At 65.8% G+C, this 17,782-nt stretch carries 16 protein-coding genes; 8 read left to right on the top strand and 8 right to left on the bottom strand.

What is annotated here, in order from left to right; all coding sequences use genetic code 11:
* Positions 1-247: 247 nt before the first annotated feature.
* The 6 genes from bamA (at position 248) to lpxB (ending at position 7,726) form a co-directional block, all read left to right on the top strand.
* The gene (bamA, locus tag CS1BSM3_RS09485; RefSeq protein WP_143149131.1) at positions 248-2,587 is read left to right on the top strand and encodes an outer membrane protein assembly factor BamA; all 2,340 of its coding nucleotides are present in this window, start codon (positions 248-250) and stop codon (positions 2,585-2,587) included.
* A gap of 137 nt (positions 2,588-2,724) precedes the next feature.
* Entirely contained in the window at positions 2,725-3,795 is a 1,071-nt protein-coding gene (gene lpxD, locus CS1BSM3_RS09480) for a UDP-3-O-(3-hydroxymyristoyl)glucosamine N-acyltransferase (RefSeq protein ID WP_072386822.1), read from the top strand.
* Positions 3,796-3,843: 48 nt separating this feature from the next.
* Complete coding sequence (gene fabZ / locus CS1BSM3_RS09475; protein ID WP_072386821.1) at positions 3,844-4,353, top strand: 3-hydroxyacyl-ACP dehydratase FabZ; 510 nt, start codon at positions 3,844-3,846, stop codon at positions 4,351-4,353.
* Entirely contained in the window at positions 4,346-5,206 is an 861-nt protein-coding gene (lpxA, locus tag CS1BSM3_RS09470) for an acyl-ACP--UDP-N-acetylglucosamine O-acyltransferase (RefSeq protein ID WP_072386820.1), read from the top strand. Before fabZ ends, lpxA begins: the two co-directional genes overlap by 8 nt.
* A gap of 19 nt (positions 5,207-5,225) precedes the next feature.
* On the top strand, positions 5,226-6,557 hold the full coding sequence (gene lpxI, locus CS1BSM3_RS09465; RefSeq protein ID WP_072386819.1) for an LpxI family protein: 1,332 nt from the start codon (positions 5,226-5,228) through the stop codon (positions 6,555-6,557).
* A complete protein-coding gene (gene lpxB, locus CS1BSM3_RS09460) occupies positions 6,554-7,726 on the top strand; it encodes a lipid-A-disaccharide synthase (protein ID WP_072386818.1) in 1,173 nt (390 codons plus the stop codon). The genes lpxI and lpxB overlap by 4 nt, the downstream gene beginning before the upstream one ends.
* Before the next feature lie 81 nt (positions 7,727-7,807).
* Here lpxB and CS1BSM3_RS09455 read toward each other — a convergent pair whose 3' ends face one another.
* The 6 genes from CS1BSM3_RS09455 to CS1BSM3_RS09430 all read right to left on the bottom strand — a co-directional run bounded on the left by CS1BSM3_RS09455 (position 7,808) and on the right by CS1BSM3_RS09430 (position 14,379).
* Positions 7,808-9,124: a citrate synthase gene (locus tag CS1BSM3_RS09455; protein ID WP_072386817.1), complete on the bottom strand. Its 1,317-nt coding sequence runs from the start codon at positions 9,122-9,124 to the stop codon at positions 7,808-7,810.
* Positions 9,125-9,254: 130 nt separating this feature from the next.
* Entirely contained in the window at positions 9,255-10,688 is a 1,434-nt protein-coding gene (gene gltX / locus CS1BSM3_RS09450; protein WP_072386816.1) for a glutamate--tRNA ligase, read from the bottom strand.
* Between the two features lie 304 nt (positions 10,689-10,992).
* Positions 10,993-11,736: an SDR family NAD(P)-dependent oxidoreductase gene (locus CS1BSM3_RS09445; RefSeq protein WP_072386815.1), complete on the bottom strand. Its 744-nt coding sequence runs from the start codon at positions 11,734-11,736 to the stop codon at positions 10,993-10,995.
* A gap of 42 nt (positions 11,737-11,778) precedes the next feature.
* Positions 11,779-12,411 carry a hypothetical protein gene (locus CS1BSM3_RS09440; protein ID WP_072386814.1) on the bottom strand — a complete coding sequence of 211 codons (633 nt, stop codon included), beginning with the start codon at positions 12,409-12,411 and terminating at the stop codon, positions 11,779-11,781.
* Positions 12,408-13,382, bottom strand: coding sequence for an alpha-ketoacid dehydrogenase subunit beta (locus CS1BSM3_RS09435; RefSeq protein ID WP_072386813.1), 975 nt, complete (start codon positions 13,380-13,382; stop codon positions 12,408-12,410). The genes CS1BSM3_RS09440 and CS1BSM3_RS09435 overlap by 4 nt, the downstream gene beginning before the upstream one ends.
* Positions 13,375-14,379, bottom strand: a complete 1,005-nt coding sequence (locus CS1BSM3_RS09430) for a thiamine pyrophosphate-dependent dehydrogenase E1 component subunit alpha (RefSeq protein ID WP_210188765.1) — start codon at positions 14,377-14,379, stop codon at positions 13,375-13,377. The genes CS1BSM3_RS09435 and CS1BSM3_RS09430 overlap by 8 nt, the downstream gene beginning before the upstream one ends.
* Before the next feature lie 120 nt (positions 14,380-14,499).
* Between CS1BSM3_RS09430 and moeB the strand changes: the two genes are divergently transcribed.
* Entirely contained in the window at positions 14,500-15,333 is an 834-nt protein-coding gene (moeB, locus tag CS1BSM3_RS09425) for a HesA/MoeB/ThiF family protein (RefSeq protein WP_072386812.1), read from the top strand.
* A gap of 39 nt (positions 15,334-15,372) precedes the next feature.
* On the opposite strand, the gene CS1BSM3_RS09420 is transcribed toward moeB, so the two are convergent.
* On the bottom strand, positions 15,373-16,260 hold the full coding sequence (locus CS1BSM3_RS09420) for an intradiol ring-cleavage dioxygenase (protein WP_072386811.1): 888 nt from the start codon (positions 16,258-16,260) through the stop codon (positions 15,373-15,375).
* A gap of 215 nt (positions 16,261-16,475) precedes the next feature.
* On the opposite strand from CS1BSM3_RS09420, the gene CS1BSM3_RS09415 reads away from it, so the two are divergent.
* Complete coding sequence (locus tag CS1BSM3_RS09415) at positions 16,476-16,883, top strand: TIGR02301 family protein (protein ID WP_174263663.1); 408 nt, start codon at positions 16,476-16,478, stop codon at positions 16,881-16,883.
* 3 nt (positions 16,884-16,886) lie between these two features.
* Here CS1BSM3_RS09415 and CS1BSM3_RS09410 read toward each other — a convergent pair whose 3' ends face one another.
* Positions 16,887-17,597, bottom strand: a complete 711-nt coding sequence (locus CS1BSM3_RS09410; protein WP_244540470.1) for a LysE family translocator — start codon at positions 17,595-17,597, stop codon at positions 16,887-16,889.
* Positions 17,598-17,782 lie beyond the last annotated feature (185 nt).

The following is a 17,782-nucleotide window of genomic DNA, read 5'->3' as shown; positions in this document are numbered from 1 at the left end:
GACCGAGGGTGAATCGTTAATTAAGTTCAGTCGAGTGTCGGCGTTTCATGGTCATGCAACCACGGAGCGCCGAGCGCGCCGGTGGGGACCGGCCGACGTGGACACCTGAGAGGAGGCCACGCACGCGAACAGGCGCAGGACTGAAGCCGGCCTGCGCCGATCATGGGGGAACGGCAAGAAAAGGCAGACGTTAAGAATGCCGATGTTCCGGAAGTTGGGGATTGGGGGATCTTCGATAGCGCTGCTAATGGCGCTTCTTGCTCCCCTCGCGATGACAAGTGCGGGGGGGCTCGGGCTCTTTGCCATCGAGGCTCAGGCGCAAGATCTTCGCGTGCGTGAAATCCAGGTCGCCGGTAACCGGCGGGTGGAACCCGAGACGGTCAGATCATATCTGCGGTTCTCGGTCGGCGACGCCTACAACGAAGGGCGCGTCAACCAATCCATTACTGCCCTGTTTGCGACCGGGCTGTTCTCGGATGTGCGCATCGAGCGCAATGGCGGCACGGTTGTCGTCACCGTCGTCGAGAACCCGGTGATCAATCAGATCGCCTTCGAGGGCAACAGGCAGGTCGAGAAGGCGACGCTCGAAACCGAGGTGCAGCTCAAGCCGCGCTCGGTCTTCACGCGTGCCAAGGTGCAGGCCGACGTCCAGCGCATCCTCGACGTCTATCGCCGCCAGGGTCGCTTCGCCGCGACCGTCGAGCCGAAGATCATCGAGCTCGATCATGGCCGCGTGAACCTCGTCTTCGAAATCAACGAGGGCGGCGCGACCAAGGTCAAGAGCATCCAGTTCGTCGGCAACCGCGCGTTCTCGGACACGCAGCTCCGCGACATCGTCACGACGACCCAGGAGAGCTGGTTCGACTTCCTCAAGGGGACGGCGTTCTACGATCCTGACCGCCTCAACCTCGATCGCGAGCTGCTGCGCCAGTACTACCTGAAGAACGGTCATGCCGACGTGCGCATCGTCGCCGCCGACGTGCACCTCGATCGCGATGGATCCGGCTTCTTCATCACGTACGTGATCGAAGAGGGCGAGCCCTACGTGTTCGGCGACATCCGCATCGAGAGCAAGCTCCCGGGCGTCGATACGTCGGACCTGTCGGGCTACATCATCACGAAGCGCGGTGGCCTCTTCAATGCTGGCGAGATCGACAAGTCGGTCGAGGCATTGACGCTCGTCCTGACCGAGCGCGGCTCGACGTTTGCCCGGGTCCGCCCGCGTGCGGATCGCGACGCCGTTGGCCGCGTTATCGCGCTCACCTACGTCATCGACGAAGGCCCGCGGGTTTACGTCGAGCGCATCAACGTCATCGGCAACCTGCGCACGCGCGACTACGTGATCCGTCGCGAGTTCCGCCTGGCCGAGGGCGACGCCTACAATCCGCTTCTCGTCGAGTCGGCGAAGAAGCGCCTGCAGAACATGGGTCTCTTCAAGGCTGTCGACATCAAGCGGCGGCCGGGCTCTGCCGAGGACCGCGTCGTTCTGGACGTGAACGTCACGGAGCAGCCGACGGGCGAAATCTCCTTCGGTGCAGGCTATTCATCGCAGGAAGGCATCATCGGCGACATCGGCTTCACCGAGCGCAATTTCATGGGCAAGGGCCAGTTCCTGCGCCTGAAGCTCGGCGGCTCGCTCGAGCGTATGCAGATAGATTTGAGCTTCACCGAGCCGCGGTTCTTGGACCGCAATCTCTCGGCGGGCTTCGACCTCTTCTATCGCATCGTGCAGAAGTACGATTACCAGCCCTACGAGCATACGCGGGCGGGTGGCACCGTGCGTCTGGGCGCGCCGCTCAGCGAGTATCTCTGGGTGAACACGTCCTACACGCTGAGCTACGACAAGATGTCGGACATCAGCGAAGACGCGTCGCGGGCCATCCGTATGGCGGCCAACGATCAGACGTCCTTCGACTACTGGACGTCGGCCGTGGGCACGTCATTCACGTATGATCGCCGCAATCACCCCAAGACTCCGACGGCCGGCTACTATCTGATGGGCGGCGTTGACTTCGCGGGTCTCGGCGGCGACGTGCAGTACGCACGCTTCCAAGGCGAGGCGCGGTACTACTACCCGATCACGGAGCGCATCACGTTCGTCGGCCGACTGGCTGGTGGTCACGTCATGGGCTGGGGTGGCGAAGAGGTTCGTCTGCTCGATCAGTTCTACAAGGGTGGTGAGACGATCCGCGGCTTCAACCGTCTCGGTATCGGCGCCCGCGACCTGACGACCGACGACAGCCTTGGTGGCCACACTTACTATGTGGGCACCGCCGAGGTCCGCTTCCCGATCCCGTTCGTCCCGGATGAACTTGGTATCTCGGGCGCGGCCTTCGTGGACGCCGGTTCGCTCTTCGGTATCTCGAACAGCGTCAAGGCTCTGAATGGTCAGCTTGAGGTTCCCGGCGATCCGAGCAAGGGCGTCGTGAATATCAAGGACGGTGGTGGCCTGCGCGTGTCGGCTGGCTTCGGCCTCATCTGGAACTCGCCGCTCGGTCCGCTCCGTGGCGACTTCGGCTGGGCGCTCATGAAGGAGAGCTACGACAAGGAGCAGCTCTTCCGCTTCGGTGCCAGCACCCGCTTCTGATCCAGGCGCCTTGCGCATATAACGCACCTACAGCAACGCGTGCCTTCCCGGCACGCGTTTGCTATATGGGGGCCGGCGATCCTCCGGCTCTCGGGCCGGTGCCTCAAGTCACAACCGCTTCGGAAGGTGCCCCGGAGATGGAGCATCCAGGTTTTTTCGAGCGTGCCGGACCGTTCACAGCGGCCGAGCTCGCGGAACGCATCGGCGCGACGCTTCGCCCCGGCGATGACGGCGCCTGCGCGCTCTCCGACCTGCGTCCGCTCGGCGAGGCCGGCCCGGCGCACCTCACGTTCGTGGACAATCGCAAGTATCTCGAACAGTTGACCACGACCCGCGCTGCGGCCTGCATCATGGCCCCGGCCTTTGCCGATCGCCTGCCGGCAGGCGTTGTCGCGCTGCTCATGGCGGCGCCCTACCGCGGATTCGCGCTCGCTCTGCAGGCCTTCTATCCGACCTCGCTGAAGCCCAAGACGGCTGGGTGCGATGCCCGCGAGGAGGGCGGCTCGGCGATCCATCCCACGGCGCGCATCGAGCCCGGCGCCATCATCGAGCCGGGCGCGGTGGTCGGCCGCGAAGCCTGGATCGGCACGGGGACGACGGTGGCTGCTGGGGCTCTGATCGGGTATCGGGTTACCGTCGGCCGCGATTGCTTCATCGGACCGGGGGTGGCGCTGACCCATGCCCTCGTTGGAGACCGGGTGATCCTTCATGCCGGCGTCCGCATCGGCCAGGACGGCTTCGGCTTTGCCATGGGGGCCGGCGGGCACCTGAAGGTCCCCCAGATCGGCCGCGTCATCATCCAGGATGACGTTGAAATCGGGGCCAATTCCTGTGTCGACCGCGGCGCTCTTAAGGATACCGTCATCGGTGAAGGCACAAAAATTGATAATCTGGTTCAGATCGGGCACAACGTCGTCATCGGACGTCGATGCGTGATCGTTGCCCAGACCGGCTTGGCGGGGTCCTCCGTGCTCGAGGACTTCGTAGTCATGGGCGGACAGTCGGGCGTCGCCGGCCATCTGAAGGTGGGTGCAGGCGCGCAGATCGCGGGTGCCTCGCACATCACGGAGAATGTGCCGCCGCGGGCGCGGATGATCGGCACGCCGGCCCTCCCGATCCGCGAATGGACGCGTGAGCGGGTGGTGCTGCGTCGCCTCGCCAGGGGGCGGGCGGCCGATGCAGCGCCGGAGGGCGGCGAAGATGCCTGACGAGCAAGGCGCCGCGCAGGCTATAATTTGAGAACGTGGTGAGTGGCCATGCAAGAGACGATCGACACCGGGAAGAAGGTTCTGGGCTCCGCCGATATCGGGCGGGTGATGAAGCTTTTGCCGCACCGCTATCCGTTCCTGCTGATCGATCGCCTGCAGGACATGGACGGCGACGATAGCTGCGTCGGCATCAAGAACGTCACGATCAACGAGCCGTTCTTCCAGGGGCACTTTCCCCAGTTCCCCGTCATGCCCGGGGTGCTGATCATCGAGGGGCTCGCGCAGACCGCGGGCGCACTTTGCGTCGCGAGCCTCGGCGAGGACTACAATCCGCAGGTCGTCTATTTCATGGGGATCGACAAGGCCAAGTTCCGTCGGCCGGTGGTGCCCGGTGATCAACTCCACTATCATGTCCGCAAGCTCCGCAGCCGTGGCCGCGTTTGGCGGTTCTACGGCGAGGCGCGTGTCAATGGTCAAGTCGTGGCGGAGGCGGAAGTCAGCGCGATGATCGCAGACTCGGCCGAAGCGCGCGCCTTCGCGGCTCAGAAGAATGCCTGAAGCGGGAATTCACCCGACTGCAATCGTCTCCAGCGAAGCCGACGTGGCGCCTGGCGTCGAGATCGGACCGTTCACGGTCGTCGAGGCGGGGGCTCAGCTCGCGCAAGGTGTCCGCATCGGTCCGCATTGCACGATCGGCGGCCATGTCAGCCTCGGCGAGAATTGCGAGCTGCTGAGCCACGTCGTGGTGGCAGGGCGCACCACCATCGGGGCCCGCACGCGCGTCTTTCCGTTCGCCTCGCTCGGTCATCAGCCGCAGGATCTCAAGTACGCTGGCGAGCCCTCGACGTTGACGATCGGCACCGACTGCCTGATCCGTGAAGGGGTGACGATGAATCCCGGCACCAGCGGCGGCGGCATGGCGACGACCGTCGGCAACAAGTGCGCCTTTCTCGCCAATTCGCACGTCGGCCACGACAGCCACGTCGGCAGTCACGTCATCTTCTCCAACAACGTCATGCTGGCGGGACACTGCCGCGTCGACGATTACGTGATCCTTGGCGGTGGTGCCGCAGTCATCCAGTACACTCACGTCGGCGCGCACGCTTTTGTCGGCGGCATGTCCGGGCTCGAGAACGATCTCATTCCCTACGGCATGGCGGTCGGCAACCGGGCGCGTCTCAGCGGCCTCAATATCGTCGGCCTGCAGCGTCGCGGTTTCGCGCGCGAGCAGATCCACGCACTGAGGCGTGCCTATCGGCTCCTGTTCGCCGACGAGGGAACGCTCAAGGAGCGCGTCGACGACGTGGCGGCCAGCTTCGAGGACAATCCGATCGTACAGGAGATCGTCGCCTATATCCGGGCCGACCGAAAGAAGTCGCTCTGCACGCCCCGTGACGCCGCCGAGCAGTGAGCGGAGCGGAGGGACCGGCATGGAGCAAGGTCCCCTGGGCATCCTGGCGTGTGCCGGCAGCCTCCCCACCGAGATCGCGGAAGCCGCGCTGAGCGCGGGCCGCAAGGTCCATATCGTCGGCATCGAGGGCTTCGCCGAGCCCGAGATCGCTGCCTATTCGCACAAGGTCGTCAATATCGGCCAGGTCGGCGGGATGCTGTCGAGCCTCAGGCAGGCCGGCTGCCGTCAGCTCATTATTGCCGGTGCGCTGCGCCGGCCCAATCTGCTCAAAGTCCGCGTTGATCACGGCTTCTTTCGCGCGATCAGAACCGCGCTCAGCCTGACGCGCGGCGGCGACGACAGCGTATTGCGCCGGGTCGTGCGCTTCTTCGAGAGAGAAGGCTTCGAGGTTGTCGGCGTCGATCAGGTCGCACCGCATCTCCTCGCCGCGGCAGGGGCGCTCGGTCGTATCGAGCCAAGCCCGGCGAGCGCGCGCGCCATATCGCGTGCTGCCGCGCTGCTCCGATCGCTTGGCGCATTCGACGTCGGGCAGGGCGCGGTCGCGACGGAGGAGCGCATCATCGCCATCGAAGGCGTGCGCGGGACGGACGAGATGCTCGCGCAGATTCAGGCGGCGGGGCGGTATTTTGGTTGCGGGGACCCGCAACCAACTTCGGGCGCCGTGCTGGTCAAGATGCCGAAGCCGGGCCAGGAAATGCGCGTCGATCTTCCCGCGATCGGCCCGCGTACGATCGAGCGGGCCCATGCCTGCGGCCTTGCTGGCATCGTGGTGGCCGCCGGGCGCGCGCTGGTGATCGAGCGCGAGCGCATGATCGCCATGGCGGACGAATTGGGCCTGTTCGTCGCCGGCATGGACGCCGAGGCCGAACCGGGCGGCGCCGCACCCATCTCGGCGTCAAAGCCGCCGGATGTCTTCCGGCTGTTGGGGCGCGTGCGTGCCGCCGCCTCCGAGCGCGAGGATGCAGCCATCGGTGCCCGCGCCCTCGCCGTGCTCGCCGCGCACGGTGCCGGGCGGGCCGTGGTCGTGGTCGGCGAGCACGTGCAGGGTGTGGATGGTGCGCTCGGCATCCGACGGATGCTGAGCGGGCGGCGGACGAGCCACTGGGGGCTTCGCGCCTTCAAGCGGCGGATCGGCGTCCTCGTCGTTGCCGGGATCGAGGATGTCGGTCGCGATACCGAGAGCATCGACGCGGTTCTTGCGCTGGTTGCGCGCGCTGGTCTTGCTGGCATCGTCATCGCGGACCAGACTGATGCCGAGGCTCCACTGGCCAAGCTTCTGACGAGTGCCGCCGACCGTTACCGGCTGTTCGTCATGGTGCCTGACGCACCGAATGGCGGAGGCAGGGCATGAGTGCGCCGCCGGCCCGACCGCTGCGCATATTCCTCGTCGCCGGCGAGCACTCGGGTGACGCACTCGGCGCCCGCCTCATGATGGCGCTCACGGCACAGCGGCCGGGCATCTCCTTCAGCGGCGTCGGCGGGCCGCGCATGACGGGTGCAGGGCTCAACTCGCTCTTTCCCATGAGCGACATCGCCGTGATCGGCCCGGCGGCCATCATCGAGCATCTGCCGCACCTTCTCCGTCGCATTCGCGAGACGGCGCAGGCGGCCATCGAGGCTTCGCCCGACGTCGTCGTGATCATCGACGCACCCGAGTTCACGCACCGCGTCGCGCGCCGCATCCGCAGGGCGCGTCCCGATCTGCGGATCGTCAACTACGTCTCGCCGAGCGTGTGGGCGTGGCGTTCGTGGCGTGCTGCGCGGATGCGCGCCTACGTCGATGAGGTTCTGGCGCTGCTGCCTTTCGAGCCGGATGTCCATGCGCGGCTCGGCGGGCCACCGTGCACGTATGTCGGCCATCCGCTCATCGAGCGCCGCCACTGGATCAACGCGCTCGACCCGCAAGGGCTCAGGGAACGCCTCGGCCTCTCGGTTGAGCGGCCATTGCTGCTGGTGCTGCCGGGAAGCCGCCGCAGCGAGCTCGCGCGACTCTGGGGGCCGTTCACGGCCACGCTGGAGGCGCTTCGCGCGACGGGCCATCGCCTCGATGTGATCGTGCCGACGGTCGAGAACGTGCGCGAGATCGTCGAGGAGCGCGTGAAGCACTGGCCCTTTCCGACGCATGTCATCGAGGACGAGGCGGACAAGTTCCGCGCTTTCAAGCTTGCAAGCGCCGCGCTGGCGGCCTCGGGTACGGTGACGCTCGAGCTGGCGCTTGCCGGCTGTCCGATGATCGTCGCCTATCGCGTCGACCGCCTCGCGCTTCTCTTCCGCCGGCTCGTGAGGCCGCCGCACTTCGCGCTTGCCAACCTCGTGCTCGGTGAGCGCGCATTCCCCGAGCTCATGCAGGAGTCCTGTGTGCCCGAGGAGCTGGCGCCAGCGCTCGCGGCGCTTCTTACGGATACACCCGAGCGCGCCCGACAGCTCGAAGCGCTCGCGCGGGTGCCGGAAGCCATATCGATGGGAACGCCGCCGGCCATTGCTGCTGCCATGCGCGTGCTCGCGCACGCCGAGCGCTGAGATCCGAAATCATCATCACAAAGCAAAAGGCCATCGCCCTTGCGGTCGATGGCCTTTTGAATTCCTGATCGCGAATGTGCCTCAGCGCTTGTCGACGGATACGTAGTCGCGCTGCGTCGGGCCGACATAGAGCTGGCGCGGACGGCCGATCTTCTGCTCCGGATCCTCGATCATTTCCTTCCACTGCGCGATCCAGCCGACCGTGCGCGAGACGGCGAAGAGCGGCGTGAACATCGAGACCGGGAAGCCGATCGCGCGCAGCACTATCCCTGAGTAGAAGTCGACGTTCGGGTAGAGCTTCTTCTCGATGAAGTAGTCATCGTGCAGCGCGATGCGCTCGAGTTCCATCGCCACGTCGAGAAGATCGTCGCGGATGCCGAGCTTGGCGAGCACTTCGTGGCAGGTCTCCTGCATGACCTTCGCGCGCGGGTCGTAGTTCTTGTACACGCGATGGCCGAAGCCCATCAGGCGCACGCCCTCGCTCTTGTCCTTCACGCGCTTGATGAACTCGGGGATGTTCTTAACGTGCCCGATCTCCTCGAGCATCTTGAGCGCGGCTTCGTTGGCGCCGCCGTGCGCGGGGCCCCAGAGACAGGCGATGCCGGCGGCAATGCACGCGAACGGATTGGCACCCGAGGAGCCCGCGAGGCGCACCGTCGAGGTCGAGGCATTCTGCTCGTGGTCGGCGTGCAGGATCATGATGCGGTCGAGCGCCCGCGCGACGACCGGATCGACCTGATAGGGCTCGCACGGAACGGCGAAGCACATCTGCAGGAAGTTCGCCGCGAAATCGAGATCGTTGCGCGGATAGATGAAGGGCTGGCCGATCGAGTACTTGTAGGCCATCGCCGCGATCGTCGGCATCTTCGCAATCATGCGGTGGCTCGCAATGATGCGGTGCTGCGGATCGTGGATGTCCGTGCTGTCGTGATAGAAGGCCGAGAGTGCGCCGACGACACCGCACATTATTGCCATCGGATGCGCATCGCGGCGGAAGCCCGTGTAGAAGCGGGTCATCTGCTCGTGCACCATCGTGTGGCGCGTGATGTGGTTGTCGAATTCCTTGAGCTGGGCGGCGGATGGCAGCTCACCGTGCAGCAGCAGGTAGCAGACCTCGACGAAGTTCGATGTCTTGGCGAGCTGCTCGATCGGATATCCGCGATAGAGGAGGATGCCCTCCTCGCCGTCGATGTAGGTGATCTTCGAGGAGCAGTTGGCGGTCGAGGTGAAACCGGGATCGTAGGTGAAGCAACCCGATTCACGATAGAGGCGTCCGACATCGATCACGTCCGGACCTATGGAGCCCGAACGGACCGGCATTTTGACCTGCTTATTAGCGATCAGTAGCGATGCCGTCCGGTCGCCATCGGGCGCTTTAGACCCATCGTGTGCGTTCATGCGATGCCCCTTTGATCGACCAGCTTCACTGCATTGCGGCGCCATTACCGCGATGCACCATATCACGCCGCTACTATACGATATATCTGGAAGCGGCAACGGTGCGATGCATCAAAAGGATGAGACCACCTTAACCCGCCAAGTCCTTCAGACGTGAGAGCGATTCGTCCCGGCCCAGGGCGTGCATAACGTCGAAAACCGGTGGCGAAATGCTCCGTCCAGTGAGCGCCGCCCGCAGCGGCTGGGCAACCTTGCCAAGCTTGGTCCCGGTAGCCTCGGAAAATGAACGAACTTCAGCCTCGAGGGTGGCTGCCGTCCATTCCGGGGCGGCTTCCAAGCGGGGCAGCAGGGCGCCGAGAACGGCCTTGGCGTCGGCGTCCATGAGCTTGGCGGCCTTGTCATCGAGCGTGAGCGGCCGGTCGGCGAACAGGAAGGCGGCGCCGTCGACGAGCTCGAGGAGTGTCTTGGCGCGCTCCTTGAGGCCGGGAAGGGCGATCCTGAGCTTGTCCCAGCCCCCGTCACGGTCGAGCCGGGCGAGCTTCTCGGCCCCACCCTCGACGACCTCCAGCAGCTCCTTGAGGCGGCGGACCAGCTCGTCGTCGGTGGCCTTGCGGATGTAGTGGCCGTTGAGGTCGGCAAGCTTGGCGAAATCGAAGCGGGCCGGGGAGCGGCCGACCGCGTCGAGGTCGAACCACTCGATGAGCTGCTCGGTCGAGATGATCTCGTCGTCGCCGTGGCTCCAGCCGAGGCGCACGAGGTAGTTGCGCATGGCCTCGGGCAGGTAGCCCATGGCGCGGTAGGCATCCGTCGCCTCGGCACCGTGGCGCTTCGAAAGCTTGGCACCATCGGGCCCGTGGATCAGCGGCACGTGCGCGAACTCGGGCACGTCCCAGCCGAGGGCCACATAGACCTGCGTCTGGCGGGCGGCGTTCGTGAGGTGATCGACGCCGCGGATGACGTGCGTGATGCCCATGTCGTGATCATCGACGACGACGGCGAAATTGTACGTCGGCGTGCCGTCCGAGCGCAGGATGATCATGTCGTCGAGATCCTTGTTCGGGATCACGACGCGGCCCTGCACCTTGTCATCGACGACGGTCTCGCCATCGCGGCGGGTTCTCAAGCGCACCGAGGGCTTGACGCCGGCCGGCGCCTCCTTGGGATCGCGGTCGCGCCATGGGCTCTCGATGACCTGCGGCCGCCCTTCGGCCTTGGCCTTCTCGCGCATGGCGGTCAGCTCTTCGGCCGTCAGGTAGCAGTTATAGGCGCCGCCCGAGGCGAGCAGGCCGAGCGCGACCTCGCGGTGGCGCTCGACGCGCGCGAACTGGAAGAGCGGATCGCCGTCCCAGTTCAGCTCCAGCCACTTGAGGCCGTTGGTGATGGCATCGACGTGCTCGGGCTTGGAGCGCTCGCGGTCGGTGTCCTCGATGCGCAGCAGGAAGGTGCCGCCGGTATGCTTGGCATAGAGCCAGTTGAACAGGGCCGTGCGAGCGCCGCCGATGTGCAGCATACCCGTCGGCGAGGGGGCAAAGCGCGTGACGACCTTGCGGTCCGAAGTGGTCATGGGGTGTGCGCTCTCACGAGTGAGCGTTGGACATTCGCGTCACATCGGTGCGCCGTTTGCTGGAAGGGAACGCAACTTGTCCCCCTCCCCCCGCGCTGGAGGCGCGCCTTCCGGCGCGACGTGGGGAGGGGTTAGGGGTGGGGGGAACCCCTACCGCCGATGTTCTGCGATCCCCCCCTCCTAACCTCCCCCACAAGGGGGGAGGAATGAGGGAGGCGATTGGCGCGGCGTGTGACCGCATCACTGCGCGCCCCTCTAGCACAGGTTCGGCCGAGGGGTAAGCGCGTAGCCCACCCCCGCGCCCTCAGGTCTCGGCGCCGCCGTTCACCTGCAAGAGCTGGCCGTTGATGAAGGCGCCCGCATCCGAGGCCAGCAGCGCCGCCATGGCTGCGACCTCCTCCGGCGTGCCGACGCGGCCGACGGGCACGCGGGCCACCATCGGCTTGATGTGGGCGGCCATGTGCGGGTCCTGCGCCTCGCCCATGATCGGCCCGGGCGAGATGATGTTCACGGTAACGCCCTTGGGACCGAATTCCTTGGCGAGCGCCTTGGTGAGGCCCCAGGCCGCGTGCTTGGCGACCGAGACGGCAGCGCGGCCGTTGTAGCCGTGGATGGCGTTCATGCCGGCGAAGTTGATGATGCGGCCCCAGCCCTTTTCGAGCATGCCCGGCAGCGTCGCGCGGGCGAGCCAATAGGCGGCCTTGTAGTCCGTATCGACGACGCGGTCGAAATCCGCTTCGCTCATCTCGAGGAATTTGCCGTCCGGGCGCATGGCGGCGTTGTTCAGCAGCGCATCGACCGTGCCGAAGCGCGCGAGCGCCTCCTTGGCCATACGCGCGCAGTCCTCGCGCTTGCCGACATCGCCCATAGCGACCAGCGCCTCGACGCCGAGCGCCTCGACCTCGCGCGCGACCGCTTCAGCGGCCGCACGATCTTGCGCGCCGTTGACGACGATGTTGAAGCCGCCCTTGGCGAGCGCCAGTGCGCAGGCGCGGCCGATATTCTTGTTCGATCCGGTGATGAGCGCAGTGCGCGCGGCGCGGGGCATGGGGTAGCTCCTCTTGTTGCGATGTTGTGTGGCGTTACGTGATCAGCCGCGGTGGACCAGCTCGACGATCGACACGGCACTGTCGAGCGTCATGGCATAGCGCGCACCGAGCTGTGAGTTTGCCGTCTCGGCGCCCGATGTGCCTTTCCAGTAGCGCGAGCGTTCCCAGGTGGCCATGTCCTGATACCAGGCCATGAGGCGCATCCGGATGATGCCCGGCGCCGGCACGTGCGTGGAGCGCCAGAGGCCGATGACCTGCGACGCGTGCGTGCCCTCGAAGCTGCCCCATGCCGCGCCGGAATGCTCGAGGAACGTCTCCAGCGTATCGGCCGCAATGTCGTAGTGGCGATGCGAGTAGTAGCCGCCGGGCAGCTCGGGAAGGCGCGCGCCCGGAGCAGGCCGCAACGTCGGCTGCCAGAGATCGCAGAGCTCGACGGTCGCGCCCTCGATGCCGTGGAGAATATCGGCGCCGTGGGCGATCGCGGCGTCAGCGTCGGGCCATTCGGTGAGCACGATGAGATGATTGAGGCTCAAGCCCAGCAGTGGCTTCCAGATGCCGAAGAGGCGGCCGCCCTTGTCGGCAATGACCGTGGCGCCCGCGCTTTTGATGCCCTCCGCGATGGCCGCGTGCTGCTTCGGCGGGATCGCGAGCACATGATGCTGGTAGATGCTCATGCCATGGCGGCCTTGGCTGCAGCGACGATTCTCGCGGGCGAAATGCGCACTTCGTTCTCGAGCGGCGGGGCGAATGGAACGGGAATGCGGGGCGCGCCAAGGCGCTTGGCGACCTTGAGGCCCGACGGTCCGAGCCGATCGATCATCGTCGCAATCACTTCGGCGCCGAAGCCGCCCACCTCGACAGCCTCGTGCACGACGAGCAGCCGCTTCGTGCGCGAGAGCGATGCCGCAACCGCATCCTGATCCCAGGGCCAGATCGTGCGCAGGTCAAGCACGTCCACCTTGATGCCCTCGCTGGCGAGCTGATCTGCTGCCGCGAGCACATTCGGCACAATCGCGGACCACGTGACGATGGTCAGCGCGTCGCCCTGGCGCGCGTGGCGTGCCTTGCCGAAGGGAATGGCCGCGATCTCGCCATCGGCGATCTTGCCCGGCACCAGCCAATGATCCTTCGGATCGAAGAAGAGCACGGGATCGTCGGAGCGAATGGCGGAGACCAGCAATCCGGCTTCATCCTCGGCATTCGAGGGCGCAACGACCACGACACCCGGCAGATGCGCGAACCAGGCTTCGAGCATCTGGCTGTGCTGGGCGGCTGAGTTGCGCCACATGCCGTGCGGCGTGCGCACGACGACGGCGGGCTTGGCCTGACCGCCGAACATGTAGCGGACCTTGGCAATCTGGTTCACCAGCTCGTCCATCGCGCACATCACGAAATCGAAGATGCGCATCTCGATGATCGGCCGCGTGCCGACGAGCGCGGCACCGAGGCCGGCGCCCATGATCGTCGACTCCGAGATCGGCGTGGAGACAATGCGCTCCGGGCCGAACTCGTCGATGAGCCCGCGATACTGGCCCCAGAGGCCGCCGCGCCCGACATCCTCGCCGAGCACCCACACCGTGGGATCGCGGCGCATTTCCTGCAGAACCGCGAGGCGGCCGGCTTCGACCAGCGTCACTTCAGCCATGCACCGCCCCCACGTCCTGCACATCCTCGAAGGCCGATGGGATACCCGGCCACGGCGCGGTATGAGCAGCCGTGCGCCCTGACTGCATTTCCGTGCGCGCAGCAGCGCTGATCTCGTCGAGTGCGGAAGGCGCGAGCCCCCGCTCGATGAGCACGGCCTTCAGGCGCGCAATGGGGCAGCGCTGTTTTGCGGCTTCCACTTCTTTGGGATCGCGCCATGCTGCGGCATCGGTCGCGGTGTGGCCCGTCCAGCGGTAGGTCTTGGCGTGCATCATGCGCGGGCCGCGACCGGCGCGAATGTCCGCGACGAGGCGTGCGACCGTCTCCTCGACGACGAGCGCATCATTGCCGTCGATCGTGACGGCGGGGACGCCGATCGCATTCGCGCGCGCTGCCGGTCCTTCGCCGGCCGTCACGGTCCGCGTTTCCGTATGTGCCGCGACGCCGTTGTCCTCGCACACGAAGAGGACGGGCAGCGTATAGATCGCCGCCCAGTTCAGCGCTTCGAGGAATGGCCCGCGATTGGTTGCGCCATCGCCGAACATGCAGACCGCGATCGCGGCGGACTTGAGCAGCTTGAGGCCCTGCGCAGCGCCAACCGCGATAGGCAATCCGCCGCCGACCACGCCATTGGCGCCGAGCATTCCGACAGAGAAATCGGCAATATGCATGGAGCCGCCCTTGCCCCGGCAGTAGCCGCCCTCGCGCCCGTACAACTCGAGGTACATCGTGGCCGCATCGGCGCCCTTGGCGAGGGCATGGCCATGCCCGCGGTGGTTGGAAGTCAGGCGATCATCATGGCGCAGGCTCGCGCAGACGCCCGCCGGGATGGCCTCCTGGCCGAACGAGACATGCAACGGCCCTGGGATCTCGCCGGCCTTGTAGGCTTCGAGCGCGGTCTCCTCGAAGGTGCGGATGCGCACCATCATGCGGTAGAGGTCGGTGAGGCGCTTGAGATTGTCACCGGCCGCGGCCGGCGTCCCTCCTGCTGTGGCCACGTTCGGGCTCCATTCTTGCGGGCGTTTCCCTTGAGAGAGAAGCATCCGGCAGGGGGCGCCAAAAAGCAAGCTGATGGGCCATGCTGGCCACGCGGGACCGCAGCGACTATATATCGGGCCATGACCCTGACACCCGAGGAGATCGCCCGCTACAAGCGCCACCTCGTACTGAGGGACGTCGGCGGGCAAGGCCAGCAGAAGCTCAAGGCGGCGCGCGTGCTGATCATCGGCGCGGGCGGCCTCGGCTCACCTGTTTCCATGTATCTCGCCGCAGCCGGCGTCGGTGCGCTCGGCATCATCGATGACGACACGGTCTCGCTCGACAATCTGCAGCGCCAGATCGTGCATGAAACGGCTCGTGTCGGCGCGCTCAAGGTCGAGAGTGCGAAGGAAACGCTCGGGCGCATCAATCCGCACGTGAGCGTTGAGACGCACGAGACGCGCATCACCGCCGAGAACGCGCTCGAGCTGATCGGCAAGTACGATCTCGTCATCGATGGCTCGGATAACTTCGCGACGCGCTATCTCGTTTCCGATGCCTGCTACTTCGCGAAGCGGACGCTCGTGTTCGGCGCGCTCGGCGCCTTCGACGGCTACATCACGACCTTCAAGCCGCACGAGAAGAAGCCCGACGGCACGCCCTGGCCGACGTACCGCTGCATTTTCCCCGAGGCACCGCCGCCGGGAACGGTCGCCAACTGCGCCGAGATCGGCATTCTCGGAGCGGTGGCGGGCGTCGTCGGCACGCTGCTCGCGACGGAAGCGCTGAAGGAAGTTCTCGGCATCGGCGAGACGCTCGCCGGCCGGCTCATGATCTACGACGCGCTCGGCAGCCGCTTCGAGCAGGTGAAAGTCGCGTGGGATCCCGAGAACGCGCTGAGCGGCAAGCACGCGACGATCAAGGATCTCTCGATCCATGCCGGCGCCGGGAATGGCGCGGTGTGCGCGGCTTAGTATCCCCTCTCCCCGCAAGCGGGGAGAGGGGAGGAGCGATCACTTCTCCCGCACCAGCTTGAATTCGTGCTGCAGCGACCAGAAGGGGTTCTGCAATCCGATCTCTGCGGCCCTTCCCGGATCGTCGTGCTGGTTGATCTCGGAGACGAGGCTGTCCTTCACGCCGAACACGACATCCGAGGCGAGATAGGGGTCGTTCTTGTCGAAGAGGTGCGTCACGATCGGCTGGTAGCCCGGCGCGGAGACAATGAAGTGGATGTGGGCTGGCCGGTACGGATGACGGCCGAGATTGCGCAGCAGCGCGCCGACCGGCCCGTCGTGCGGGATGGGATAGAAAAGCGGCTTCGACGAGCGGAACCAGTAGCGGCCGTCGGCGCCCGTCACGAAGCGCCCGCGCAGGTTCATGTCGGGCTGGATGTCCTTCTGCTGGACGTCGTAGAAGCCCTCACTGTTCGCCTGCCAGACGTCGAGCATGGCGCCCTCGATCGCCTTGCCGTTCTCGTCGACGACGGTGCCGGAGACGATCAGCGGCTCGCCCTTGTCCTCGAGATTGATCGTGTCGCCCATCTTCTTGAGCGGCGAGGACGCGACGTGAAACGGCCCGAGCACGGTCGTCTCGGTGGCGCCTGAAGGTTTGCGATTGTTGATCGCGTCGACGAGCATGGAGACGCCGAACGTGTCCGAGAAGAGGATGAATTCCTGGCGCCACTCCGTGCACATGTGGCCCGTCTCGGTGAGGAACTTGATGGCCGTCATCCATTCTTCTTCGGTCGGCTCGACCTCTTTGACCACCGCATGAAGGTGGCGGATGACGCTCTCCATAACCTGGCGCAGGCGCTCGTTCTTGGCGCCGGTCATTGCGGCTACCACAAGATCGGCGGAGCGCGCTTCGTCGAAAGCGAATTGCGTGGTTCCGTCGGCGGTCATTGGGGATCCTCCTGATCTGGCTGTTCCGCCCTTGTTGAGCCCAGAATGAGCCCGCGGACAGGGCTCGTAAAGACCGGATCGCTCGTGTGCCGGTGCGACGGTGTTGCCGGCGGCCTTGGGGTGCACGAATCGCCATAGAGCCGTAGAATTGCCATGGTGAAAGTCACGGGATGCCGGCAGGCCAGGATCGGCGCCCCAGGAGAATGAGACACGCCATGCGCCATCGCGCTGCCATCATGACACTTGCGGTCTTGCCGCCGGTGGTGGCGCTGCTGGTGGCGCTCTGCTCGCCGCCGCTCGCGGCACAAGGGGCCGGCGGTGACGTCCGCCCCTATGACCAGAAGCTCATGCGCCTCGCCGAGATCCTGGGCGCCGTGCACTACCTGCGCGAGCTGTGTGGCGCCAACGAGGGGCAGACGTGGCGCAATCGCATGCAGGAGCTCATCGAGGGCGAGGGCAATGCCTCGCTGCGCCGGGCTCAGCTCACGAGCCGCTTCAACAACGGCTATCGCAGCTACAGCCGCACGTACCAGACGTGCACGCCATCGGCGCAGACCGCGGTTACGCGCTTCCTCGCCGAAGGCGCCGAGATCGCGAACGAGCTCGCAAAAATCCAGCAGTAGATCCTAAACGACCCTGCCGGCGATGAACTTCATCACGACCTCGCCGAGCAGGAGGCCGCCGAAGCCGAGCAGGATGATGCTGGCCAGACGGTTCAATAGCCGCAGCATGTCGACGTCGATGCGATGGCGAAAGCGGCTGATCGTATGGGAGAGCACGACCCACCAAATGACGCTGCCACCCATGACGGCTGCCACCATGGTGAAGGCGTCGATGTAGCTCTCGACCTCCACGAACGAGCTGACGCCGCCGAAGATCGCAAAGAGGCCGAGCACGGCGCCGGGATTCGTAATGGTGAGGAAGAACGTCTGCGGGATGTCCCAGGCGAATGCTGCAAGCGAGGGACGTTGGCCTCCGCCCGCATCCTCGCCGATCAGATGCGGCCGCGTGAAGTAGAGGCGGATGCCGAACAGCACGAGTGCGAGGCCGCCGATCATCTGCACGCTCATGCGGTAGTGTCGGATCACGCCTGTCACAGCACCGACGCCAAGTGCTGCGAAAAGTGCGATGATGCCGTCGCCGATGACGACGCCGAGGCCCGCCGCGACGCCTCCCCAGAAGCCGCGCTCGATCGCGCGCTGGACGCAAAGCAAGTTGACCGGCCCGACGGGCATGGCCACCAGAATGCCGATCATGATGCCGGCAGGAATGATCAGCGGATTGGGTAGGAACGCCATCAAGCGGCCCGTCCAGCCAGTGGACGGGCGCGCGAGCAAATAGTCACTCCTCGCGGCGGACTGTGCACGCCGAGCTCATCTCCATTCGCGTGCTGCCCTGTGCTGCACGCCGTTCGCTGGGGGTATTCCTTAGTGGTGCCTGCCGGCATTGTCCACGGGCGCGGGCAATTCCGCCGCAAACTTGTTGGCGGAACGCTGCCTGTACTGACGATCTCGCCGCGCGG

It is taken from the genome of Hyphomicrobium sp. CS1BSMeth3 (assembly GCF_900117415.1).
In the GTDB taxonomy this organism is placed as follows: Bacteria; Pseudomonadota; Alphaproteobacteria; order Rhizobiales; family Hyphomicrobiaceae.
Note: the sequence above shows the minus strand (reverse complement) of the source record. Positions and strands in the feature narration are given on the sequence as shown.